The organism is Chryseobacterium sp. B21-037, from assembly GCF_028570785.1.
GTDB lineage: Bacteria > Bacteroidota > Bacteroidia > Flavobacteriales > Weeksellaceae > Chryseobacterium > Chryseobacterium proteolyticum.
Genome location: NZ_JALGCB010000001.1, coordinates 1,781,769 through 1,804,611 on the forward strand (window position 1 = coordinate 1,781,769; position 22,843 = coordinate 1,804,611).

At 36.7% G+C, this 22,843-nt stretch carries 22 protein-coding genes; all 22 read right to left on the bottom strand.

Features of this window, described 5'->3' with window-relative positions:
* Nucleotides 1-6: 6 nt before the first annotated feature.
* Nucleotides 7-357, bottom strand: a complete 351-nt coding sequence (locus tag MTQ00_RS07875; protein WP_273648364.1) for an ArsC/Spx/MgsR family protein — start codon at nt 355-357, stop codon at nt 7-9.
* A 91-nt stretch (nt 358-448) separates the two neighbouring features.
* Nucleotides 449-1,063, bottom strand: coding sequence for a deoxynucleoside kinase (locus tag MTQ00_RS07880; RefSeq protein WP_172278961.1), 615 nt, complete (start codon nt 1,061-1,063; stop codon nt 449-451).
* Between the two features lie 41 nt (nt 1,064-1,104).
* Entirely contained in the window at nt 1,105-2,082 is a 978-nt protein-coding gene (locus MTQ00_RS07885; RefSeq protein ID WP_273648365.1) for a hypothetical protein, read from the bottom strand.
* An 87-nt stretch (nt 2,083-2,169) separates the two neighbouring features.
* Nucleotides 2,170-3,195: a glutaminyl-peptide cyclotransferase gene (locus MTQ00_RS07890; protein ID WP_273648366.1), complete on the bottom strand. Its 1,026-nt coding sequence runs from the start codon at nt 3,193-3,195 to the stop codon at nt 2,170-2,172.
* Between the two features lie 185 nt (nt 3,196-3,380).
* The gene (locus MTQ00_RS07895) at nt 3,381-4,403 is read right to left on the bottom strand and encodes a glutaminyl-peptide cyclotransferase (protein WP_172278965.1); all 1,023 of its coding nucleotides are present in this window, start codon (nt 4,401-4,403) and stop codon (nt 3,381-3,383) included.
* A gap of 35 nt (nt 4,404-4,438) precedes the next feature.
* Nucleotides 4,439-4,822 (bottom strand): VOC family protein, encoded by a 384-nt coding sequence (locus tag MTQ00_RS07900; RefSeq protein WP_273648367.1) that lies wholly within the window; start codon nt 4,820-4,822, stop codon nt 4,439-4,441.
* A 57-nt stretch (nt 4,823-4,879) separates the two neighbouring features.
* The gene (locus MTQ00_RS07905) at nt 4,880-5,308 is read right to left on the bottom strand and encodes an SRPBCC family protein (RefSeq protein WP_273648368.1); all 429 of its coding nucleotides are present in this window, start codon (nt 5,306-5,308) and stop codon (nt 4,880-4,882) included.
* Nucleotides 5,309-5,330: 22 nt separating this feature from the next.
* Nucleotides 5,331-6,944, bottom strand: a complete 1,614-nt coding sequence (locus tag MTQ00_RS07910) for a Na+/H+ antiporter (RefSeq protein ID WP_172278971.1) — start codon at nt 6,942-6,944, stop codon at nt 5,331-5,333.
* Between the two features lie 75 nt (nt 6,945-7,019).
* Entirely contained in the window at nt 7,020-8,024 is a 1,005-nt protein-coding gene (locus tag MTQ00_RS07915) for a bestrophin family protein (RefSeq protein WP_273648369.1), read from the bottom strand.
* A 10-nt stretch (nt 8,025-8,034) separates the two neighbouring features.
* On the bottom strand, nt 8,035-8,709 hold the full coding sequence (locus tag MTQ00_RS07920) for a DUF2490 domain-containing protein (protein ID WP_172278975.1): 675 nt from the start codon (nt 8,707-8,709) through the stop codon (nt 8,035-8,037).
* A 29-nt stretch (nt 8,710-8,738) separates the two neighbouring features.
* A complete protein-coding gene (locus MTQ00_RS07925) occupies nt 8,739-9,167 on the bottom strand; it encodes a nuclear transport factor 2 family protein (protein ID WP_273648370.1) in 429 nt (142 codons plus the stop codon).
* Nucleotides 9,164-9,514 (bottom strand): DoxX family protein, encoded by a 351-nt coding sequence (locus MTQ00_RS07930; protein ID WP_273648371.1) that lies wholly within the window; start codon nt 9,512-9,514, stop codon nt 9,164-9,166. The genes MTQ00_RS07925 and MTQ00_RS07930 overlap by 4 nt, the downstream gene beginning before the upstream one ends.
* 265 nt (nt 9,515-9,779) lie before the next feature.
* Nucleotides 9,780-10,229, bottom strand: a complete 450-nt coding sequence (locus MTQ00_RS07935; protein ID WP_172278979.1) for a VOC family protein — start codon at nt 10,227-10,229, stop codon at nt 9,780-9,782.
* Nucleotides 10,230-10,239: 10 nt separating this feature from the next.
* Nucleotides 10,240-10,806 (bottom strand): SRPBCC family protein, encoded by a 567-nt coding sequence (locus MTQ00_RS07940; protein ID WP_273648372.1) that lies wholly within the window; start codon nt 10,804-10,806, stop codon nt 10,240-10,242.
* An 8-nt stretch (nt 10,807-10,814) separates the two neighbouring features.
* On the bottom strand, nt 10,815-11,186 hold the full coding sequence (locus MTQ00_RS07945) for a VOC family protein (RefSeq protein ID WP_273648373.1): 372 nt from the start codon (nt 11,184-11,186) through the stop codon (nt 10,815-10,817).
* A gap of 39 nt (nt 11,187-11,225) precedes the next feature.
* Nucleotides 11,226-11,696 (bottom strand): hypothetical protein, encoded by a 471-nt coding sequence (locus MTQ00_RS07950; RefSeq protein ID WP_273648374.1) that lies wholly within the window; start codon nt 11,694-11,696, stop codon nt 11,226-11,228.
* A 131-nt stretch (nt 11,697-11,827) separates the two neighbouring features.
* The gene (locus MTQ00_RS07955) at nt 11,828-12,283 is read right to left on the bottom strand and encodes a DUF1569 domain-containing protein (protein ID WP_273648375.1); all 456 of its coding nucleotides are present in this window, start codon (nt 12,281-12,283) and stop codon (nt 11,828-11,830) included.
* Nucleotides 12,284-12,492: 209 nt separating this feature from the next.
* A complete protein-coding gene (locus MTQ00_RS07960) occupies nt 12,493-13,698 on the bottom strand; it encodes an ABC transporter permease (protein ID WP_273648376.1) in 1,206 nt (401 codons plus the stop codon).
* Nucleotides 13,699-13,761: 63 nt separating this feature from the next.
* A complete protein-coding gene (locus tag MTQ00_RS07965; protein WP_172278991.1) occupies nt 13,762-14,718 on the bottom strand; it encodes an HlyD family secretion protein in 957 nt (318 codons plus the stop codon).
* Nucleotides 14,719-14,737: 19 nt separating this feature from the next.
* The gene (locus MTQ00_RS07970; protein ID WP_273648377.1) at nt 14,738-16,147 is read right to left on the bottom strand and encodes a TolC family protein; all 1,410 of its coding nucleotides are present in this window, start codon (nt 16,145-16,147) and stop codon (nt 14,738-14,740) included.
* A gap of 256 nt (nt 16,148-16,403) precedes the next feature.
* A complete protein-coding gene (locus tag MTQ00_RS07975; RefSeq protein WP_172278994.1) occupies nt 16,404-16,892 on the bottom strand; it encodes an ecotin family protein in 489 nt (162 codons plus the stop codon).
* A gap of 42 nt (nt 16,893-16,934) precedes the next feature.
* Nucleotides 16,935-22,829, bottom strand: coding sequence for an alpha-2-macroglobulin family protein (locus MTQ00_RS07980; RefSeq protein ID WP_273648378.1), 5,895 nt, complete (start codon nt 22,827-22,829; stop codon nt 16,935-16,937).
* Nucleotides 22,830-22,843: the final 14 nt, after the last annotated feature.

Here is a 22,843-nt window from a genome sequence, read left to right on the forward strand (position 1 = left end):
TCTGGTTTATTTCTCAATAAAATATTTTACATTTTCTATAGGCCTTCCCAGCATAGCGACTGAGCCTTTTATTAAGATTGGCCTTTGAATTAAAGAAGGATTTTTAGACAATATTTCCAACCATTCCTCTTCTGAGTAATTCTTCCCTGCAAATTTTTCAAGATATAATTTTTCCGTCTTTCTGATCAGATGAAAAACACTCTGGTTGAGTTTTTTTAAAACTGTTTTTAACTCTAAAATACTTAATGGGTCCTCCACAATATTGATGATCTCAAACGGCACTCCATTCTCATCAAGATACTCTAAAACAGCATTTGATTTTGAACAACTTCCATTATGTAAAACCTTAACTAACATATTTAATAATATAAAGAATTAAACTTGTATGTAACAAATTTAGATAAAAACCAAGTTACATCAATCCTAAAAGATCCTAAAGTATTGTTAATTAAAACAATCCATTAAGTTCAGCTTCAATTTTTTCCAGAATAAACCCAAAATCTTCAGGTTTTTCAACGAAATCAAGATCATCTACCTCAATGACCAACAATCTACCTTCGGTATAATTGGAAATCCATTTTTCGTATTTCTGATTTAATTTTGAAAGATATTCAATACTGATCGAGGCTTCATATTCTCTTCCTCTTTTATAGATCTTTTTAACCAGATTGGGTACATCAGATTTTAAGTAGATCAACAAATCGGGGGCTGAAACAAAAGATTTCATTAAATTAAAAACATCCTGATAATTTTTAAAATCCCTGTCCGAAAGCAAGTGCATATCATTTAAATTTTCCGCAAAAATATGGGCGTCCTCATAAATGGTACGATCCTGAATGATATTCTTTCCACTTTCTCTTATTTCTTTTACCTGGCGGAACCTGCTTCCCAAAAAGTAAATCTGCAAAGCAAAGCTCCATTTGCTCATATCTGCATAAAAGTCTTCCAGGTAAGGATTATGGTCTACATCTTCAAATTGTGCATCCCATCCATAATGCTTGGAGAGCATTGTCGTTAATGTCGTTTTTCCAGCTCCGATATTTCCTGTAACTGCAATGTGCATATTCTATTTTCCCTTATTTATTGATGTCCATGAAAAAATTATTAAATACCAACAGTCTGAACTTCTGCAGTCTCTTCAAGAAGCTTTTTCAACGTAGTATCTGCAGGTTTTTCCACAGACTGGTCTTTAATAAACTTGTCCTGAACCTTTTCTAATGATTTGTCTGCTGATTCTCCAGTTTGCTCTGGTGTCTTCTGAACAGGTTTTTCTGTATTTCCAGGTTCAGGCTCAGACTCCTGTTTTGCCTGTTTAATTTTTTCAAGGTTGTAAAGATAAAGGTTGTTCGCTTTGATTTCAAAATAAGCAAGCGTGTTTTTATCCACAATTTGTGCATCAGGATCTTCAAAAATTTTCACCAACCCTTTTTCCGGAATATATTTAAGAATTGAATTATTAGTTATGATCAGAACAGACTCATTCTCCCTTCTGAATCGTTTCCCGTTTTCTATGGGAATCTCTGTAAGTTTTTCAAATTTCAGGCTATAGATCCTGAAATGCTTTCTTGTCAGGATATATACTTTATTTTCATAAACCAGAAGATCCATCAGATCATCAAAGCTTGCATCAAAAGGATAGGAATTTATTGTGGTATCATTTCTGAAATTGTACTGAATGAGACGTTTTGAGCTCTCATCCAAAAGCCATATCTGCTGAAGATCTTCTGCATATGCTATTTTTATAAATGCAAACTTCTGTTTGAAATCTATTCTCTGGATCTCATTGAGATTCTGATCTACAAACTTTAATTCCTGGGCATTTTCTGAAAACAAGGGAACTGAAAGTGGATTTTGAACCCCCTGGATTTTAAATGGTACCGTAAGCATCATTTTCCCAATCTGCTTTCCTAAAGAATCATATTTGGTTAAACTGAAATCTTTATTCTTATAGATATACAAATTTCCGTAATCGTCTGCAAAAAGGTCTTTTGCTTCTTTTAATTTCAAGGTATCCAGTGGCAAAGCCTTCTGCGCAGAAATTGAGCAGAAAACAAAAGCAAATATCAGGGGTAATAATTTCAATGTTCTTTTACTAATATGATTTCCCGAAGGAATATGACCAATTTACACACTTTATTTTAATCGTGATTCAATTGTTATTATTTTAAATTATTTAATAGCAACCTCATAAATTTTGGGCCAGTTTTTTCCTGTTACCAACATATTATCACCTTTAAAGGCAATTCCATTTAAAACATGCTCAGTGTTATCTCCGGAATTTTCTGCTGTCAGTTGCGTAAAGTCAAATGTACCCACAACCTCTCCGTTCACAGGATTAATTTTTAAAATGATCGGTTTATGCCAGATGTTTGAATAAATAAATCCATTGTGGTATTCCAGTTCATTAAGCTGATCATACACTTCAGCGCTTCCTGCCACAGGCATTGTTTTTAATATTATAGAAGGATCATTTACATTCAGAAAATACAGGTTTTTTGAGCCATCTGTCGCTATCAGATTCTTACCATCATAGGTTAGTCCCCATCCTTCTTTCATCGCTGATGCCAAAGGAAATTCAGAAATCAGTTTCAGAGAACTTTTATCATATACAAAAACTTTTCTATTTCGGTAGGTTAACTGAAATATCTTATCTCCTGCAGTGGCACAGCCTTCGGAAAAAATATCCGCTGGTTGTTTTGTTACACTAACGGGTACGGTTCCACCCAAGTTATATTTTAAAAGCTTTGAAGATTTCTCCAACCCGACACTCTCGTACACCGTATTTCCTTCTAAGGTAAATCCTTCAATAAAGTTATCCGGATCATGCGGATATTCTGCTACAATCTGGTAGGACATCTGTTTTTCAGGATTTTTTGCAAAGACATTGATCGTAGCATCCTGATAGAGTGTTTTTCCTCCTTTTGTTTTAACAACATATGTAACGTCATTATCTCCAAGACTAAAAAAACGGGGATCAATAGTTAAATCTGAGGTTTCTTTATCTCCAAAACTAATGGTAACGGTTTCTGCATTTTCTAAAACCTCCGCAGGAATTTTCAGTTTATCATTATAATGATAACCTTTTTGCTCCATGGAAACGTTATAGTCATTTAAAGTATTTAAAATCTCTTTATCTTTATTACAAGACGTTAATAATACTAACGCCATAAGACCTGCTATCCGATTTACTTTCATTGACTTTCCAAATAATTCTCAAAAGTAGCAAAATTTATTGCTTTCTACTAATTTCATTTTGACACAATACCCAGAACACGAATTAATCTCTATGAGATTTATCGGTAAGTTCCTTCTCTGCTTTCCATTAAAATAGCGCTCTTAAGGAGCGCTATTCAAATATAATTTTAAATGAGTTGTCTGTATTACTTAATGGCAACTTCATATATTTTTGGCCAGTTCTTTCCTGTTACCAGCATATTTTCTCCTTTGAAAGCGATCCCGTTCAATACATCATCACTTCCCTTGGTATTCTGCTTGGCAATATCTGTAAAATCAAATGTTCCCACCACTTCTCCGTTTGCCGGGTTTATTTTAAGAATAATAGGTTTCTGCCACACGTTAGCATAAATAAACCCATTGTGGTATTCTAATTCATTTAACTGATCATAAGCCTGTGAGCTTCCTGCTACAGCAATATATTTAACCAATTTTGAAGGATCTTTCGGATCAAGGAAATACAACAATTTACTTCCATCGGAAGCAATCAGGTTTTGTCCGTCATATGTCAGTCCCCACCCTTCTCCTAATACGTTCGGATATGCAAATTCAGATAAAAGCTTCAATGAACTTTTATCGTAGATATATCCTTTTTTGCTTTGCCATGTCAATTGATATACTTTATCTCCTACAATCGTACTTCCTTCGGAGAAGTCTTCCTGAGCCTGCTTTGTTGAAGCTAAAGGAGTTGTTGTGCCCAGAGTATACTTCAGGATTTGTGAAGACCCGTTTTGCCCATCACTTTCATAGATCGTGTTTCCTTCGATCTGAAATCCTTGCACAAAGTTGGCTGGATTATGCGGGTATTCCGCAACGATTTCATAAGAGATCTTTTTTTCAGGATTTTTTGCAAAAACATTGATCGTAGCATCCTGATTTAATGTTTCTCCTCCTTTTGTTTTAATATTAAAAGTAACGGCATTATCTCCTAATGTGAAAAATTTAGGATCAATCACAAGGTTTGAGGTCTCCTTATCTCCAAAACTGATGGTTACGCTTTCCGCATTATCTGCAACATCTTTCGGAAGTTCAAGTTTATCTCCGAAGTGATATCCTTTGCTTTCCATTGAATTGTTATAATCACTTAAACTATTCAATATTTTTTTATCATTGTTACAAGACGCCAACATCAAAATCGCCGCAAAACCAACTATTATATTTTTTTTCATTGAATTTCTAAATATTTCCCCAAAAATAGCAAATTTTATTCCGTTCTGCCAATTTGTTTAGCGGGTTGACCAAATTGTAATATGTACCCATTGTTATCATAAATAGCGAATTCCCGCATGTCCCATTCAAAGGTTTCTATTTCATAGCAAATTTCAGCCTTGTCTTTTAATTCTTCCCATAAATCATCTACACTGTCGACGTTAAAGTAAAATGAGCCGGTAAATCCTATTCCATTGAATTTTTCATGATCGTTAGGCTTCGAGAGCATTACCTCAACGTCATCTTTACGGATCGTTGCCCATTCCCATTCATCATTCCTTTCTACCAGGTTAAACCCAAGGATATGAAGATAAAAGCCAAGGGTTTCATCAAGATTTTGTGTCCAGAGTATGGGACGAAGAGAAGTATATTTTATCATATTTTTAATTTATAAAGCAAAACGCAAAGACACTCAATCTGCGTCTTTGCGTTTTTGTTATTTATTTTCCAGATAGGATTTCAGACTTTCTCCAACGATCACATTCCATCCCTTTGTAAAGTTTTCTTTTGAAAATCCCTCTCCCAGGTTTTTAAAGAGATCCGTGTTTTCATGAGTCAGCGTTATCACTGTTCCTCCATCTTCCGGCTGAAGTTCCCAGATCACTGTAGTTTCAGCATCGGAAAATTCGGGATATGACCATGTATGTTTGAGTCGTTCATTGATGGCAAAATCCAAAATACTTCCCTGATGGTGGTATTTTTTTTCATTTCCGGGTTCATAGAAATTAAACTGTTTTCCTATTTCCAATTCAAAATCAGAGATATCAAAATACCAGGATTTCATCTGATCTCTATCTGTCAATGCCATCCAGACCTTATCAGGTGAAGCATCCACTTTCTGTTGAACAATAATAGGTATACTCATGTTATTTTTTTATTTCTCAAATCTATCCGTGGGTAAACCCAGTAATTTTAGCTTCATCAAAATCCAGCTGCATTTCAATCGTCCGCATCACATGATCATCAAATATCTTTTCACGTTTCATACGATGCAATTCATTTCGCTGCGCCTGTATTACCTGTCTTAAAACATCCTTATTCTCGTTCATGGCAGAAACGTAATCTCCTGTAGAAGCCATACATTGGGCTTTATCTGCCATCATCATCATTTCATTTTCCAATTTATGTTTCTGATGACGTACAAGACTGTTTCTTTCTGCAAGATCTGAGAAATCAGTATCCAGTTTTTGCAAAGCGGTTTCTTTTAATTTTCTCATTAAAATAACCTCCTGCTTTTCTTCAGGTATTTCACTTCCTGCATCACTTATTTTCAACAACTTTAAAATAGGAGACAACAAAAGCCCCTGCCCCACTAAAGTAATTAAAATAATAACGAAAGTTACGAATAAAATAATATTACGATGTGGGAACGCATCTCCGTTAGGTAAAAATGCAGGGATTGACAATGCTGCAGCTAAGGAAACAACTCCCCTCATTGCTGCAAAGCTGATGATAAAGGGCTCTCTCCAATCCGGTTTGGGGACCTTCAGCCTCAGTTCTTTTGAACAAAGTCTTGGAAAATACATTAATGCGTAACTGTAGATAATTCTTGTGAGAATAATGGCACCACCGATCACCACACTATAGAAGATTCCTTCAGAGATGGTATAATCTTGCATTGCAGCAACTACTATGGGTAATTCAAGACCAATGAGGATGAAAATGATGGTATTCATCAAAAAGATAAGAACACTCCATACGTTACCCGATTGAATTCTCGAAGTATGGCTCAGATAACAATGAGAGTTATAAGACATCAGTAAACCTCCAGCTACCACAGATAATACTCCTGAAAAATGAAAATGTTCAGCACCAACATACATGATGTATGGGACAATAAGCGTGATAATAGTGTCTATATTGGAATTGGAAGGAATGATACGAAGTAGAGCTCCGAAGAGGAAACCTACCGCAATTCCTATCGCAATCCCTCCAATAGCCATAATGAAGAAATCCTGGACAGCATCTCTAAAGATAAACTGCCCCGAAATAACGGCCGCTAAAGCAAACTTAAATACGATCAAACTCGATGCGTCATTAATCAGGCTTTCTCCCTCAAGAATACTCGTAATCTTCTTCGGGATCTTCATATTTCTGAGTACCGATGTAGCTGCCACAGCATCTGGTGGAGAATTTACTCCTCCCAACAGGAATCCCATCGCAACAGTAAGTCCCGGAATGATTGATGATGATAGATACGCCACTACTATTGAAGTAAGGAATACCAGCCCAAAAGCCATCGAAAAAATCTGCTTTCTCCATTTATGGAAGTCCTGCCATGAGGTAAACCAGGCGGCTTCAAATAAAATAGGAGGAAGAAAAATAAGAAAAACCAGATCCGGTTCTATTTCAATGTGAGGCATACCCGGAATAAAGCTTATCAATAACCCTGCTATAACAAGGAAAATAGGATACGCTACTTTCAGCTTTTGCCCGATCATTACTAATATCATCACAGACAGCAATACTGCGATTGATATTATTACGTAATTGTGAATCATTTATTTATGATTTTATTTAATTAATATTAGGTTAGAAATCTAAATAAATTCTTTTGTCATTGTGTTTTTTATTTCCTAAAGAACAATATTATTCTTCGGACTTATTGGTAAAGGAAGGTTATGTTCATCCAGCATATCTCTCATATCGATCTCAATTGTCCGGCTGATCTGTGTGATAGGAACATCATTAGGACTTCCTTCAAAAGGATTTACAGAAGCCTCTCCCACACTATCCAGTGTATGAAAGCACCAGGTTACCAAAAGTGAAAACGGAATATTAAACCATATGGTAAACCCTTCTAATAAAGTTCCCTCTCCTAGTTTATCAAATTCTTTCAACAATCCGAAAGGAACAAAAACAATAAACAGCAGCAACAGGTAAGTAGTAATCGATGAAAAATTCCTGGGATATGGGAAGTTTTTTATTCTTTCAGCTTTTCCCTGATCATCGGTGAATTTTACCAGTTGCTGGTTGATTTGTGTCCATTGAAAATCATTAATCTCTCCTTTTGCATAAGCCTCCGACAGTTCTTTGCTTTGGGCAGCCATCAATTGTGTAGCCCTGTTCTTTTTACTGAGAATATAATGAAGTTCACTTTCAGAAAGATAAAGTTTCAGTTCTTCATCCAGCTTGGAAAGCCTTTCCGGAATGTCATATTTTTTTGAGTATTCGTCAAACTGTACCGTATTCATATTCTCCCATGCCCTTGGCTCCCTTAGTTGAAAACGTAATGCCGTTAACCATGCATAATGCCGTGAGAACATTTCTTTTACTTTAGCAGGATCTTTAGCAAAGAGCGAATCCCTGAGAATATATCCAAAACTCCGGCTGTTGTTAATAATAGAACCATAAATCTGCCTTGCTTCCCACAGCCTGCTGTAACTTGCATTATTTTTAAAACCTACAATAAAAGCTACCGCTGTTCCCATGATTGCAATGGGCTGCCAGGGAAATGAAACGAATGTTAAACCGAAATGATAAAGTACCGTAGGAATTGCTGCTAAAACGGCAAGGACATAGATACTTCTCCTTGTCCACATAGCAAATTCACGGGCTCCAAATCTTTTTCCTGAGTGCATAAATGTGTTTTTACTTTTTGTTAAATGGTATGTTGTTATAAAATCCGATCTGAATCTGCCCCCTGTTTCTATTCTCCTGGAGCTGATTCATATATCCTGCTTCGATTCTTAAATTCTTACTGATCACATATCCCAACGCTCCGTACACCCTGTTCCTGTCAAATACCGGGCTATCAAAGTGAAGAAAAACTTCATTATAGAGAGAAGCATAAAAAGTTTTCGGAAGCATTTCTTTATTATTGATCGGAATATTTAGCCCCAGGAAATAACGAAACCTCATTCTGAAATCCTCTTCAAGAAAGCGTTCTTCCAAACGGTAACGATGCTGAAGATAAAATCTTCCAAATTGTTGTTTGGTGATAAACTGCTGAAAAATCCTGTGTTCAATATTTTCTTTTTTCTCGCCGTTTACATAGGGCTGACTTAAAATAAATCCGTAACCTAATAAAACATTATTGTTATTTTCCGACAGATCGTATCCGATCCCTGTACGGATTAAAAGCTGCTCAAGATCTCCAACCGCATCAAAGTTACGATACTGAATTTCATTGTGCCAGTTCCATTTTTTATTGATTTTATTATTCCCGAAATACATATACCAGGCCCCCAAATCATTTTTCTGAGCAAATGAAAGTGTTGTTGCTAAAATAAAAATGACGAGGGATACCGACCTTATAATCTCCATACTAATCTTCTATGTTTATATTTTATTAATTAATTAGCCTGACCTATTTCCAACTTGTCAAACTTTCCATCACTGTTGATATTAAATTTAAAAAAAGTTCTGAAATCCCCCCAGCTTTCTGTGTGAAACCGTCCATAGATGGTTTTACCTTCATTTTCAATAGTATCAATCGAAGTAAATTTCTCGTGTCCACAAGCATCTTTTACGAATTTCTTAAAATCCCTTGGATTACCATCGTCATACAATTTAGCATCTGCAGTAAAAAAAGAAGTAAAAGTTTCCGCATCACCTTTTTGCCATGCATCAAAAGCCTTTTTTACCGTTTCATTTAATTTTGTTGTATCCATATCATTTTTTGTCTGTTGTTGAGTAGGGGTTATTTTAATTTTAACATCATTTTTCTGGGCACATGCGCAATACATGGAAAATACCGTCAGTAAATAAATAATTTTTTTCATGAGAATTTAAAGGGATAATTTAAGAAAATAATAAGAAGATTCAAACCCATGAATGGAAGCTCTATCAAAGCACCTTTTATATCCCCGTGAAAAAGCTCTAGTCCCATAATAAGCAAGATCGTTCCCGCCATTAAAAAATTCCCCCAGAAAAAAGTCTGTGGAATTACGATCAACACTGCACTGATTATGGTAATTATCCCCAAAACCATGACAGCGGTATTGTTCATTCCTATTCTGCCAAGCATCTGTAGCATTTCAGGTTTCCCGGAAACCATTGCTATACCTTGTTTAAAGCCCATATACACTGCAAAAACAATCAATGCAATGGTGAGTATTTTTAAAATCATATGTTGTGTTTTTAATTGTTAAAGTTTGTTTAGAAGGAACCTGATTTATCCGGATGGCACTTATTTTACCGCCAATATATCATAATTGTTAAATTCATCATCTTTTGTTTAATGGGTTTAAAGTTATGAATTCCTTATTTAATCTTCCGAAAAAGTGCTCTTTGTAAAATTAAAAAAACAGGAATGCAAATGTATAATAAAATGAAAACCGACAGGAATTCCTGCCGGTTCTTTTTAACTATATTTCGTATACAAAAAATGAATGTTACGGATGTACCTGAGCTTTAGCCGGATCATCATAATTTACCATCCAGTTGATTCCGAATTTATCTGTAAACATACCAAAATAAGCACCCCAGAAAGTATCTGCAAGTGCCATTGTCACCTGTCCTCCTTCTGAAAGTCCGTTGAATAATTTTGTAGCTTCTTCTTTTGACTCTGCATTAATGGAAACAGAAATATTATTTCCTGCCACAAAATGAGATGCCCACTCTCCGCCGGTGTCACTTCCCATTAAGACTGTTTCTTTAGAAATGGGTAAAGAAACATGCATGATCTTATCTTTATCTTCTTCCGGAGTTTCTTTTCCTTCCATTGGCGGCATTTCTCCAAAAGTTCCGATATAAGGATATTCGCCGCCAAAAACAGATTTATAGAAATCAAATGCTTCCCTGCAGTTCCCATTGAATGTAAGATAAACGTTTACTGTTGCCATAAAGTATTTTTTAAAATTGAGTTTGTCTGATGTTTGAAGGCTTTTCGGAAATTCTTTTCAACATGGAAAGCCCTTGCTCATAGTCTTTTCCAATGGCACCATCCATATTCATAAACAGCTTCATTATGGTAAAAGGGTATGGAATTTGGGAGTTGAACCCCCAGGTCACCTTGCTTGCGTTTCCTTCATGAGCCACTATAACATAAGTATCTGCTTCACTTTCGTAAGGAGTCATGAATTTAATTGAAGTATCTATTCTTTTTAGGGAAGGATCTACTTTTTTTATTTCCTGGCACCCTTTTCCCGCTTTATCATTTTTACTGCTCCAGCACATTTTTTCACCCGGTTGTCCTTCGGTTCCGGTCCATTCCTTTTTCATTCCTGCATCCAGCCTGTTCCATGGACTCCAGAGATCCATTGCTTTTAAAGTGTTGGTATTCTGCCATACTTTTTCTACAGGAGCATTAATTGTTATGGTTTTTTCATATTTGAAATCCCCGGAAATCAAGGCGGCTATTACCAACCAAACTATCAGTATTGCGGCCAAAACGATCATGGCCCATTTTAAAATCTTCATAGGTATTTCTATCTGTGCTGGTCTATTAAAATCATATTCCCATCGGGATCTTTTAGGAAGATATGCTCCGGTCCTGAGGTGGTTTCATCAGCCTCTTTTTCCAGATGAATATTATTTTCTTTTAAATGTTTCTGAATCTCACGCACGTCATCGAAAGATTCCAGATTCTCTGCATTTTCATCCCACCCCGGATTGAAGGTAAGCATATTCCCGTCAAACATAGCCTGAAATAATCCGATCAATGTACTTCCGTTTTTCATGATCAGATAGTTCTGGTCCATGTTTCCTCCCATAGCACTGAATCCCAGCTTTTCATAAAAGTCTTTAGACTTTTGAAGATCTTTTACACTTAAACTGAGCGAGAATACTCCTAGCTTCATATTTCTTATTTATTTTATTAACAAGTTTTATCTTCAGTTTTACTGATTGGTTATATGGGTTTTGAAGTCCATTGTTCCATCATAGCTTTTCCAGTCACCAATGAATTCGATATAAGGGGACTCAATTTTCTCAGTAACTTTATTCCACTTAAAAGTATAAACAAATTTACCTTTGAAAATACCGGAATGTTTGCCTTTATTCTCCTCTGCCAATTCGTATTCACCATACACAGTTCCTTTTCTTTTCGTATCCTTATATTTTGTAATCGTCAGATTTCCTTCAAATTTAGAATAGGTTTTATCCACTAAAGAATATCCGGAAACAAAATATTCCTGATCATTTTTTCTGTTTTGTTCTGAAATATTAATCTTGAGCTTTATGGCCTGTTTATCATTTCCGATGGTTCCGGAGTATGCTTTACTGTTGTTGAGCCATACATTTGAAATATTAGGCATCTGAGCAAAAGCAAAACCGGAAATAAGAATGAGGAGTAGTACAAGTTTTTTCATATTGTTTTTTGTTTTTAATTGAGTATTACGTAAGCAATATCAATAAAAGGAAATTCTGTGACAGCGTAGGGAAGGCCAATATTTCCTTGAGTAATTTTAACCTATCATTACAGGTTCTAACTCATCCGAAGTTATACTCCGAACTGAGCCAGGTGGTGATTTAAATGTTTCGCAAACATATTGCTCCACTCATGGGATTTTAGTTTACCAAATGAGAATGATTCTTTTCCATCGAAGGCTTCAGCTCCCAGTTGTTGCGTTTTTTGGATAAATCCTATCAGCCTCTTTTTTTCTTCTTCAAAATCCCTTCTTCCCACAATCATAAACTGGGGTGCAGTAGGAGAATCTCTGGGATAGGCTTTTTCACTAGCGACTTTAGGTTTCACAAAATTTTTCAGGATAAATTTTGCTATAGCTCCGGGCTTCTTATGCTTCTCCGGTTCATACACCATCTCATAGGAAACGCAACAGTGAGCCAGCATCTGATCCACCATCATTTTTCCCCAAATACCGTGAGTATCTTCAATAAGATTATTGATCCTATTGATGTAATTCTGAGCAACTTTTGCATCAAATACGTTTTCCATTGTTTGTTAATTGTTCGGAAAACAAATATATCAGTTTTTTCTGATGATTTTATATCCTTTTTTAAAAACCGTAAAAACCCGGGCGATGATATATGGATACCGGGTCTGAGGTATAAGTTACGGGGTTACAAAGTACGTGGTATGGATTAAGTTTGGGATGCAACTGATGCGATGCACTTATCTGGTCAATTTTTATTTTGCTTAAAAATTTATCCGATTTCTTCGAAGGAATCTTCTTCTTTTGGATTCTCAGGTTTTACGTACCTGAATACCAGCCATAATTTGATCTTCAGGGCAATCCACCCTAAAAAAGCATAGACAAGTAGAAGAACCCCCAAATGCCTTAAATAGGGAAATGTAAGTTCTACCGATCCTTTTTGAATCAATAATATTTTGAAAGCCTGTAAGAATGGGGTTAAAGGAATAATATTCGCAATAAACTGTACAAAAGCAGGCATTGCATTCAATGGCCAGGTGAATCCGCTGATAATAAACGCAGGTGAAGCAATAACCATCAGAATTTGAGTTGCCTTCAAGGCATCCGGAATCAGGATACTGATAAAAACACCTAAGAAAGATGCTGAACTCACAAAAACAGAGGTCAGAACTATAAAATTAAAAATCCCCTGAGGCATAGGTACTTTAAAAATCATGTGCATAAAATAATACATTCCTACGATCAGTATAGAAAATATCCAGATCGGTATCACTTTGATCAGCATTGTAGGAAATGCCCATTTCCTCATTCCATAATATTCTTTCACGAAGGTTCCTCCCTGAAATTCTGCAGCAAAACTTACGGCCATAGCCAGCAATATCACCTGTTGTAAAACTACAGCCAACATGGCCGGCCACATGAAAATAAGGTAATTGCTGGTTGTATTGAAAAGGGTGATATAATTGGTTTTAAAGGGTTCAAACTGGGTAGCTGCCCTTGTTGCCGGCATTCCGGCTTTCTGAAGGGCCTTTATCGATGCTCCCGCAGAGAAAGTTCCAATCGTCAGCTGAAGGGCTTTTGTGGCAAAATTTGCTGTAAGAACGTTTCCCGTATTAATGTAAACATTGACTTCCGGATATTTTTTTTGCAGCATTCCAGCTTCAAATTTGGAAGGAATGATTACTACGGCTGCCGCATCATTTTTAATGACCTCATCTTTTATGCTTAATGGTTCCTGAACATACTTCAAAACCCGGATCCCTTTATTGTCCTGCAACATTTCCACCAGCTGATTCGACAACGGAGTATTGTCTCTGTCGATAACAATAACCGGCGTATGCTCTACTTTCCCGCTTTTGTATACAAAACCCAGCAATGTGGCATAGAATAAAGGCGCCACAAAGAATACGGTTCTTAAGGTGGAGTTTTTAATGAACATCTTAAACTCGCGCTTTAAAAGACGGAAAAATTCTTTCATTGTTTATATCTGTTTAAACAGCCTTATGGAATTTCAAAAATGCCATCGGACTGTATTTCATTATTATTTCAGGATCACATTGGCGTTGACGAGGATATTTTTAGCTTTATTCATATCCTTAGGTTTTACTTTGATCTCATAAATTGCATCCTGCAGCTGATAATCGGGATAGGCAGTAGTAATATCCGCATATCTTGTCAGCTGCTTAATATACAGAATAGTCCCCTCAATGTTTTCTTTATTATAAACGACCTGCATCGCAACGGTTTGCCCTTTTTTATATTTTGCTATTTCGCTCTCAGGAACGGTAAACCTGAAATACGTACTTTCGGGAATGTAACCGTTAAACAGAGCAAAACCTGCGGTCGCAAGCTCTCCGGCATTAAGGCTGATGGTTTCTATTTCCATGTCGTTTGTCGCAATAATGTAACGTTCAGAATAAGCAACATTCGCCTCCTGTAAAGCTCCTTTGGCTTGCGAAGCCTGTCCGGCAGCCATTTCCACTTTTTCGAAACGGGTTCCTCTTTTTACATCATCCAGTTCCGCGACTACAGCGTCATATTGCGCTTTGGCACCCTGTAATTTAGCATATACTTCATCATAAGCCTGCGGAGACATCAAACTATCCCTAAACATATTAGAGGCTCTTTTGAAAGATTTCTGTGCGAAATCATACTGCTCTTTTAATCCTTTATATTTAGCCTGAAGCTGTCTAAGCTGATCTGCGGTAGCTCCGTTCTTAGCCATTTGTTCCTGTGCCGTTGCTGCACTTACGGCTCCCTGAGCCTGTGCAATTTTTGCTGAAACTTCAGGAACATCAAGCAATGCCAGGGTATCGCCTTTTTTTACGGTCTGACCTTCTGTAACATAGATTTTGAGGATCCTCCCGGTTACTTTAGGAGCAAATGAAACAACATCCTTTTTGGTTTTTCCTTCCGAATCATTGAGGTTTTCTTTTTTCTGTGCACAACTTCCCAATAAAATCAGAAAGCCAAATAGTATAGAGATATTTTTTTGCATCATTTTAATTTTAGTGGGGTTAATACAATTTCGTGATATCCAGCTCCTGCGTGGACCTCATCAGTTCAATTCCCGCTCTGCGCTGGTTGAAAACCGCATTCTGATATTCAAGTTCCGCAACTTCAAGGTCACTTTCCGCTTCTATAAGTTGTGAAGATTTGCTCATCCCATACCTGAATTCTTTTTCAGCCTGTACAAGGGCATTTTTTGCCAATTCTTTTTCTTTACTTTTCAGGGTTATTTGCGCCGTGGCAATATCATAATTGGTTTGATTATTCGCGAGATTTAAGGTCAGTTTTTTCAAGGCATCTTCTTTTTTGTTTTGTAAAACTTCTTTACCTATCCGCGCCGTCTCTTCGGCATGCTTTCCCTCTCTTCCATCAAATATTTCCCATTTAAAACCTATACCGGCTGTAAATAAGGGCAGAATGTTAATATTCGTGGGCCTCCAGTCCAATCGCGCACCTTCATATCCAAGGGCAGGGATTGCGGGGATTACATTTTCAGATGTTTTGACTCTGCTTCCATATAGCCCGATATAGTATGCAGAAGCCATAAGCTGAACTTTTGGGATCATCCATGTTCTTTCTGCTTTAATTTTGTAATCCGCGGCTACAATTCCGTGATCCAATGCTCTGATTTCGGCTCTCTGCTCGATTCCATTTTCCCGGGAAAGCATTTCTAGAGGAGTTAAAACGGGTTCTATCAGGCGGAGCCGTTCTTTATTGATACCGGTTAAAATGTAAAGCTGGGTAAGAAGCAGCTCTTTTTTTCCTTCATACTCTACAATCTTAGCATCCAGGGTTGCTTGGGCAAGCTCTATCTTTTTATGATCGTAAGGTGTGATCAATCCGTATCCTAGGGCTTTATCGGCTGTTTTCCTGTTGATGTCCAGCCTCTTTTTACTTTCATCCAACACATTTTTAGACTGATGAATCAGGGCGAGCTGGTCGTATGCTTTAGAAACAGCAGCTACCACGTCATCCCTGGTCTTTTCAAGAAGGATATCCTCCGATGCTTTTTTCTCTTCAATCGCCTTTTTAAGATATTTCACTTTACCTCCTGAGTACACCAACATTTTGGCATCTGCCTTTGCAATACCCGAGAAACCGGAAATATTAAGGTTGCTATTATACCTTCCTTCAGGAATTGTTAAAAAAGGTTGTAGATTAATTTCAGGAGAAGTTAATCTTGCTGTTGCGTTCAGATAGCCGGCTTGCCCGCTTAATTCCAACGTCGGAAGGAAGATATCTTTCAGTTTATGACCGTCAAGATCGGTAAGTTTATTTTGGGTGATCTGCATTTTAAGATCCGAATCCCGAACCATTGCACTATCTAAAAGTTCTTTAAAGTCCGGCGCCAATTGTGCCCAACCAAAAGCTGGAAGTACAAAAAAACCAAGGGCAAAAATCAATAAATTGTTTTTCATGGTTCATGTTTACAACAAATATAATGCAAAAAAATGTTAAAACCCGTAGAATAATTCTCCGGTACAGTGAATTTAAAAGATGTTCAATGGTAATCGGCCTCCAACAGTATTTATTAAACAATTGTTTAAATATAGTTTAAGGGTAAAATAATTTTCTATAACCTGTCTCAAGATCCTTCCTATAATCCATTCTTTTTAGTGCTTCACAAAAAAACTCCTCAGAAAACTGAGGAGTTTTATATTTAGAAGTTGGAAATTACTTTTGAACTGCTTTCTTCATTCCAGCGTCCGGACGTAAAACCCTGTAACGTACTTCCAGGTCTTTAGGTACATAAAATACCAAAGGTAATTTACTGTTATAGCCTACAATTTCCGGTTTGATATAAATAAACTTTTTTGTTTCCTTTTTATTTAAACATCCCTTTAAAGTTCCGGCCGTCTCTCCATTGGATTCTACTTCATAATAGTTGTAGCCCCATCCCTGAAGATCCTGAGATTTTACGCTCCCCATCATAAAATAGTTATTACAATCAACCATTTTCTCCTTACCCACAAAATATTCAACTTTCAGATCTTTTTCATTTTTAGCGACAGGCAGCTGAATGTATACCTGCTTGTATCCGTCTTTAGCCTTTGGGAACATTTCAATTTCCAATTTTTCAAACTTTTCAGCTTTCTTTTGAGCAAAAGTATTTACTCCAACCATCATGACTAATCCCGCAACTAGCGTCTTTGAAAATTTCATATTTTTTGTATTTATTTTTTACTGATTCTCTAAAGCCAAAAATCATTCCAAAATTTGAACATTGTCTCCTTTTGTATGAGCATTCATCTGCGGAGCATAGTAATTCTGCATCGTTGTAGTACCATTTGAGAACTTTCCGGATGCATTGGCAACATAATCATACTCAAATACATATTTCCCTTTGGGCATATATTGAATATAAAAATTTGTGGACGCATCTTTAGTAGATTGATAATATCCTAAATTATTTTTCCACTGATATCCGGATAATACATTAAGAGGCTCAAATCCGGCTGCTCTCATATCTTTTATATGAATATACTCCATCGCACGGTCGGTATTTAAAATCATTCTTACTGTTACTTTATCCCCTACTTTCAGTGGTGTTCCCACAGCTATTTTCTGTAGCTCTTCACCATTTACTGTTTTCACTTTTTTATAAAGCTCTTTGGTAACGGAGATATAATTTTCTGATGATTTTATTTTATCCAGATCTTCATAATATTGCCAGAACAATCCTCCCTGCACAATTCCGGGACCCGGCTTGGTAACGGTAACCGTACTCAGGCTTTTGTCTACTGCATCCGTTTTCACGGTTGACTTTACATACCCCGTTGCCTGTGTTTGCGGTGCCAGTTCTTTTCCGCCCCAAATAATGGTTGCTTTATCACTTTCAGCACCGGTCCATGATTTTCCTGAATTTAATATCGTGAAAATCACTTCTGAAGTACCCCTTGAGCTTCCCCATGAATTAACTTCCTTCTGTGTTACCAGCCAGATCTTCATATCTTCAATGAACTTCTGATCGTTCGGTTTTAAGGTATTAAAAGCTTCTAATGCACCGGCATGGTTCACAACTTTTGAACTGAACCAGCCCCACTCATTAAGATTCTGCTTCCAGTACACTCCCTGGGTTTTGGTATCTGTGGAAGTTTCTTTAAGATAGGTCATAAGCTTATCAGAAGTTTCCTTCATTCCATAATCGTTCATCAATAAAGCTGCCCGGTGAAGTCCGAAGAATGTAAAATCAGTGATTTTTGCAGTTTTTGCTTTTTGTTTGACCAATGATTTTAAAGTTGCCCCTTTTCCTTTCAGAGGATATTGTTTCTCCCAATAGTTACGAGTGTCCAGATAATCCAGGATCCAGTTGTTCCAAACATTTTCTTTCGTATCCACATATTTATTGATCTCGTTATCTACATACTTTATCAATTGGGTTACCATTTCATTTTGTGTTGAACTTTGATAATCCTTGGCATTACCTTTTAACCATAAATTAATTTTACCCAGATTTTTAAGAATATACAATGACACTCCGTAAGAGCTAGGATACCCTGAATACCATGAAAAGCCTCCATCCGGATTTTGCAGTTTTTTGAAATCATCCCAATCCTGATTGATTGAATTTTTCATTGTGTTGGCATCAAACAATAATGCAAGCTTTTGCATCTGCTCCTGCTCATTTTTACTTTCCAGTACCCATGGAGTTTCCTCTAATAGTAACTGCTTTAATTCCTGATTTTTTTCAAGGTTAGAATTCAATAATCCTTTGTTCTGATATTCTTCAAAAATGGTTTTCATCTTTGGGTTTGCTTTGAAAATTTCAGATGCCAAAACATCAGCAAACCATTTATTAAAGATTACATCAGCTGAACTGTTCTGATCATTTTTCAGGCTTGGAAGGGCAAACATAATTTCCCAGATCGGATTGGTTGTGAGCTCCAGTGTATTTGAAACATTCGTTATTGTTGCTGAATTCGCATCTTTAAGATGATCCAGAACAAAAGTTTTAGTCTCTCCTTCTTTTACAAAAACAGGGACTGCATCTGTTACCAGCATTCTGTTCGGTAAAATAGCAATTGCCTGCTGCTCCCCGTCTGAGAAAGAACCTGCTTTAGCCACTACTTTAAGGATAATAGATGAAACATTATCCGGAACCTTTACTTTCCATGTTGCAACCGAATTTCCGTTTTCACTTACATCAAAGTTCTGGGTTCCCGCATTCAATCCGAATTTTGAAGAAATGTCTTCATTAGTAAATGCATCCAGGATTTGTAAAACAGCAGAACCATTTAATCGCTTATCCGTTAAATTAGAAAGTTTTGTCTGAAGGTTTAATTCATCACCTTCTCTTAAAAACCTTGGATAATTTGGAGTTACGGAAAATTCTTTCTGTGTAACTACTTCTTTCTCCAATGTCGCCGACCTGGCATCTTTTGTGTGAGCCAGGAACATAAGCTTCCATTTCGTAAGCGCTTCCGGAGAAGTAAATTCAAAATTCACATTGCCTTCTGCATCCGTTTTCAGATCCGGATAGAAAAACGCTGTTTCATTCAAATTTTGTCGAACCGGAACTTTTTCCAGAGATTCTTTTGACTGTCCACCTTCTTGATTACTTGTTCCTTTACGAACAACAACGACTTCATTTATTTCAGCCATCGCATCTGCTGCAACTTCCTTAGCAGCAACAGCCGGGGCTGGTAACGCTTTACTGTAAGCAGCATTACCCCTAATTCTTATTCCACTTGCTCTTCCTTCAAGACTCTGAAGAACAGCACCATCATAATAAAGCGAATTGTCAAACCAGTTAAATACCGGTACTTCCACATATTTACCATTCATATATTTCAGTCTCTTCTGATAATATTTTTGCAGAAGATTCTCCCTGATATCGTAAGAGGTTATGATGGTATACGGAATATATAATTTTTCCCAATCGAAGCTGTTGGCTGCAAACTGATCAAGAGACATATCATACATATTGGCCAGAACCTCAGCATTGATCTTCTCCTTATCATTTCCTGAAACTTTTACAGACCATTTCTCCTTTACATTAGGCTCCAGTTTATCTCTGAAAGTCACCGTCTCTATTTTAAGAGGCTTTTCAGAGTCCTTAATTTTTAAATTGACAGATTCAGTCTGCACATCATTAAATGCAACAATCTGAAATTGAACATTTAAAACAGATACACTTTTATCTTTAGGAATATCTGCTGAATACTCCAGCATTCCGTTTTTCAGCTTATAGCTTTCAGAAAGAGTGCTTCCTGACCCATTCTGAACAAATACATTGACTATGGCATCAGGAACAGCCGAGTACACATAGATCTTTGCTTTTTCACCTCTTCCCCCTTCATTTTTAGGTCCGATAACCTTTAGGAATGTTTTCTGACCGGGCTTTAACGCTCCTTTATCCCAAACACTGAAATTCTGTACGGATTTTATGGTATCTTTTCCTTCTATATTATACAATTCCAGCTGGTAATCCCCTGTTTCCAGTTTACCCAGTTCCAGATTGGTTGCCAATTGTTTCTGATCTCCAGATGGTTCCTGTGTTTTGGTAAGAACCACTTTTCCGACTTTCCAATTCTTTAATTCATCATTTTTGTCAAATAAATCATGTGGAAATTTCTTAATGAATTCCTCTTTGCTCAATTTGGGCTGATTCTGAACTTCTCTCAGGAAATTATCCCTGAAGATCCTGTCCGGAGACTCCAGTTTAGAAAGCTTTACCTGATACGATTTTTTAAGATCCTGCTCGTTATAGTTTCTTGTCTCTACTTTCACTTTTACATTCTCATCCGTAAAAGCATTATTAATCTCATCTGCCTTGATATAATGGGATACGGAAGCTACCTTCAATTGTGTATTCGCCGTCTGCGTTTCTCCGTTAATATCCGTTACAGAAGCATTGATCTCATAATTATCGATCTGGATACCTTCCAGTTTTTCATCTTTTTTAAGGTCAAGGCGGATAACAAACTCTCCTTTTTCATTTGTTTTTGCTTCACCCAGGATTGAATTTTCATTATCATCCCCTTCCGGATACCACCAGAAATATCTCCAACGGATGTTGCGTTTTTTGATTTCATAACTCACCGTAGTATTGCTTAAAGCAACACCGGAAAACATCGCTGCCTTTCCTTTGAGTTCTATAGTCTGGCCGTATTTATACTCATCCTTTACAGGATCGAAGGTTACCTCAAATTTTGGTCTCTTATATTCTTCTACCCTTATATCTTTATATCCCTGCGTATTGCCGTCGGTATTCAAATAGAACACCCCATTGAGTTGTCCTTTCGGTAAAATAAAGCTTCCATGATATGATCCGAATTCATTGGTTGTAAAATTTTGTGCAGAGACTTCTTGACCATTGGTATCCACAAGCGTTATTTTTTGTTTCAGGCCTGATACCACCCCTTCCGTTTCTTTATCAACCTTTGTATTGATCACTTTAAAATAGACTGTCTGACCGGGTCTATAAATTGCACGGTCTGTAAAGATCTGAGCTTTCGAACGGACCTGCTTATTAGGATCATAATTGGAATAATCATCATTCCCATACACCTGCATGATTTGATAATCTTTGGTTTTTGGCTGCTGTATCAAAAATGTCCTGTAGTAATCCTTACTTGATGTTGAAGGAAATTTGAAAACACCTTTATCATTGGTTTTTCCATCAACTTTATTTAAAGTTTTATTGGCTACAAATTCGTAGAATGTAAGATTTTCATTAGCTACAGGTTTTCCGTTTTCGCTGTTTACCAGTTTCAATTCGTTTGAAAGTTGATTTCTGTCTGTTTTCGACTGGTAGATCACCTTGTTGTTTGAAACCAGAAAGTAAAAATTCTGTTTGGCATCATTATCACTGGCGCCAGCCCCTGCAACAAGATACTCAGCAACGTATATACCGGAAGGTAAAGGCTGAATTTCCACTGAGGTTTTATGCATCTGGTAATCTTTAGGATCCGGAAGCTGATAGCTTTCTTTTCTTACCAGGCTTTTTTTCACCTGTCCAAATGTATTTCCATATGAGTTCCTGATATATTGCATGAAAGAAGTAAAATCATCTTTTACTTCGTAAATATTCAATGAAAATTCTGAAACGTTTTTATATTCAGCAACCAGATGGATAGGAAGATTGGCCTGGGTTTGCTCTTCATATTTGAGAGTAAGATTCGGATTAAGAATCTGATCTTCTTTATTTTTTATATTCTCAAGAAATGGAGATTTTGGATACTGGCTTTTTGCCTGGGCAGCAACTGCTAAAGCTTCTTTTGCTTGCTTTTTTATCAGGTATTCATTCATGATCCCTTCCATGATCAATACCTTATAATCTCCTTCGGTATCAGTCTTCAAAAGATTCTGAAGTTGCACCAGTTTATCTTTGCACTGATTGGCGTCACAGTTTTCAGAAAGCGTCTGGTGCATAAAATACAACTTTGCATTTCCTTTATTCTGTGCAATTAATTCATCAAAAATTGTATTGATCTGAACCCTGTTTTCGGCAAGCTCATTTTTTGTGAAAATTTCGTTATCCCCCAGAAAGTTGATTTTCCTCAGAGAATACCAATCCCACAATGTTGGAAAATAGATAATATCCTTAGTATTTGAAAATGCACTTTTATATTTATCCAAAGAGATTTTTTTCATTTGCTCTTTCTGTTGGTCAAGATCTTTGAAGTTTTTCGTCAGATAATTTTTAAAATCCAGCTTGCTCCAGGTTTCAATCTGAGAAACGTCCTGAGAGTTCAGGTTCGTCCGTCCATTAATTTCCCAGGAATGCCGTTTATAATAATCCTGAAAAAAACTACTTAAGAGTACATCATACACCACCCTTTCATCACCTTTCAGCTGCTTTTGTGTATCCTGAAGCTTACCGAAGAATTTAGAAGCGGAATTATTCTGATCATCGTCAGTCGTTTGATTTACAATACTAAATTCTGCTTTGAGGGATCTGATCAGCTGCAGTGTATTATTTTCTTTCATAGCTTGTTTTTGTATGTCTAAAACAATGGGAAGATTCGATTTGTACGCTCCTTTCTGGCTGTTGTCAGCAATTTTTTTCCACTGATCGTCGTAGTATTTCTGTGCAAAAACTGCTGAGAAATTCAGCATTAAAAGCAAAAGCATAAAAACCTTGGAAAATCTTTTCATAAATGTTATTTTTG

Bases quoted from the DNA above. Each gene is read 5' to 3' on its own strand.
- MTQ00_RS07875 (WP_273648364.1), bottom strand. From the start codon at position 357: ATGTTAGTTAAGGTTTTACATAATGGAAGTTGTTCAAAATCAAATGCT.
- MTQ00_RS07880 (WP_172278961.1), bottom strand. From the start codon at position 1,063: ATGCACATTGCAGTTACAGGAAATATCGGAGCTGGAAAAACGACATTA.
- MTQ00_RS07890 (WP_273648366.1), bottom strand. From the start codon at position 3,195: ATGAAAGTAAATCGGATAGCAGGTCTTATGGCGTTAGTATTATTAACG.
- MTQ00_RS07895 (WP_172278965.1), bottom strand. From the start codon at position 4,403: ATGAAAAAAAATATAATAGTTGGTTTTGCGGCGATTTTGATGTTGGCG.
- MTQ00_RS07900 (WP_273648367.1), bottom strand. From the start codon at position 4,822: ATGATAAAATATACTTCTCTTCGTCCCATACTCTGGACACAAAATCTT.
- MTQ00_RS07905 (WP_273648368.1), bottom strand. From the start codon at position 5,308: ATGAGTATACCTATTATTGTTCAACAGAAAGTGGATGCTTCACCTGAT.
- MTQ00_RS07910 (WP_172278971.1), bottom strand. From the start codon at position 6,944: ATGATTCACAATTACGTAATAATATCAATCGCAGTATTGCTGTCTGTG.
- MTQ00_RS07915 (WP_273648369.1), bottom strand. From the start codon at position 8,024: ATGCACTCAGGAAAAAGATTTGGAGCCCGTGAATTTGCTATGTGGACA.
- MTQ00_RS07920 (WP_172278975.1), bottom strand. From the start codon at position 8,709: ATGGAGATTATAAGGTCGGTATCCCTCGTCATTTTTATTTTAGCAACA.
- MTQ00_RS07925 (WP_273648370.1), bottom strand. From the start codon at position 9,167: ATGAAAAAAATTATTTATTTACTGACGGTATTTTCCATGTATTGCGCA.
- MTQ00_RS07930 (WP_273648371.1), bottom strand. From the start codon at position 9,514: ATGATTTTAAAAATACTCACCATTGCATTGATTGTTTTTGCAGTGTAT.
- MTQ00_RS07935 (WP_172278979.1), bottom strand. From the start codon at position 10,229: ATGGCAACAGTAAACGTTTATCTTACATTCAATGGGAACTGCAGGGAA.
- MTQ00_RS07940 (WP_273648372.1), bottom strand. From the start codon at position 10,806: ATGAAGATTTTAAAATGGGCCATGATCGTTTTGGCCGCAATACTGATA.
- MTQ00_RS07945 (WP_273648373.1), bottom strand. From the start codon at position 11,186: ATGAAGCTAGGAGTATTCTCGCTCAGTTTAAGTGTAAAAGATCTTCAA.
- MTQ00_RS07950 (WP_273648374.1), bottom strand. From the start codon at position 11,696: ATGAAAAAACTTGTACTACTCCTCATTCTTATTTCCGGTTTTGCTTTT.
- MTQ00_RS07955 (WP_273648375.1), bottom strand. From the start codon at position 12,283: ATGGAAAACGTATTTGATGCAAAAGTTGCTCAGAATTACATCAATAGG.
- MTQ00_RS07960 (WP_273648376.1), bottom strand. From the start codon at position 13,698: ATGAAAGAATTTTTCCGTCTTTTAAAGCGCGAGTTTAAGATGTTCATT.
- MTQ00_RS07965 (WP_172278991.1), bottom strand. From the start codon at position 14,718: ATGCAAAAAAATATCTCTATACTATTTGGCTTTCTGATTTTATTGGGA.
- MTQ00_RS07970 (WP_273648377.1), bottom strand. From the start codon at position 16,147: ATGAAAAACAATTTATTGATTTTTGCCCTTGGTTTTTTTGTACTTCCA.
- MTQ00_RS07975 (WP_172278994.1), bottom strand. From the start codon at position 16,892: ATGAAATTTTCAAAGACGCTAGTTGCGGGATTAGTCATGATGGTTGGA.
- MTQ00_RS07980 (WP_273648378.1), bottom strand. From the start codon at position 22,829: ATGAAAAGATTTTCCAAGGTTTTTATGCTTTTGCTTTTAATGCTGAAT.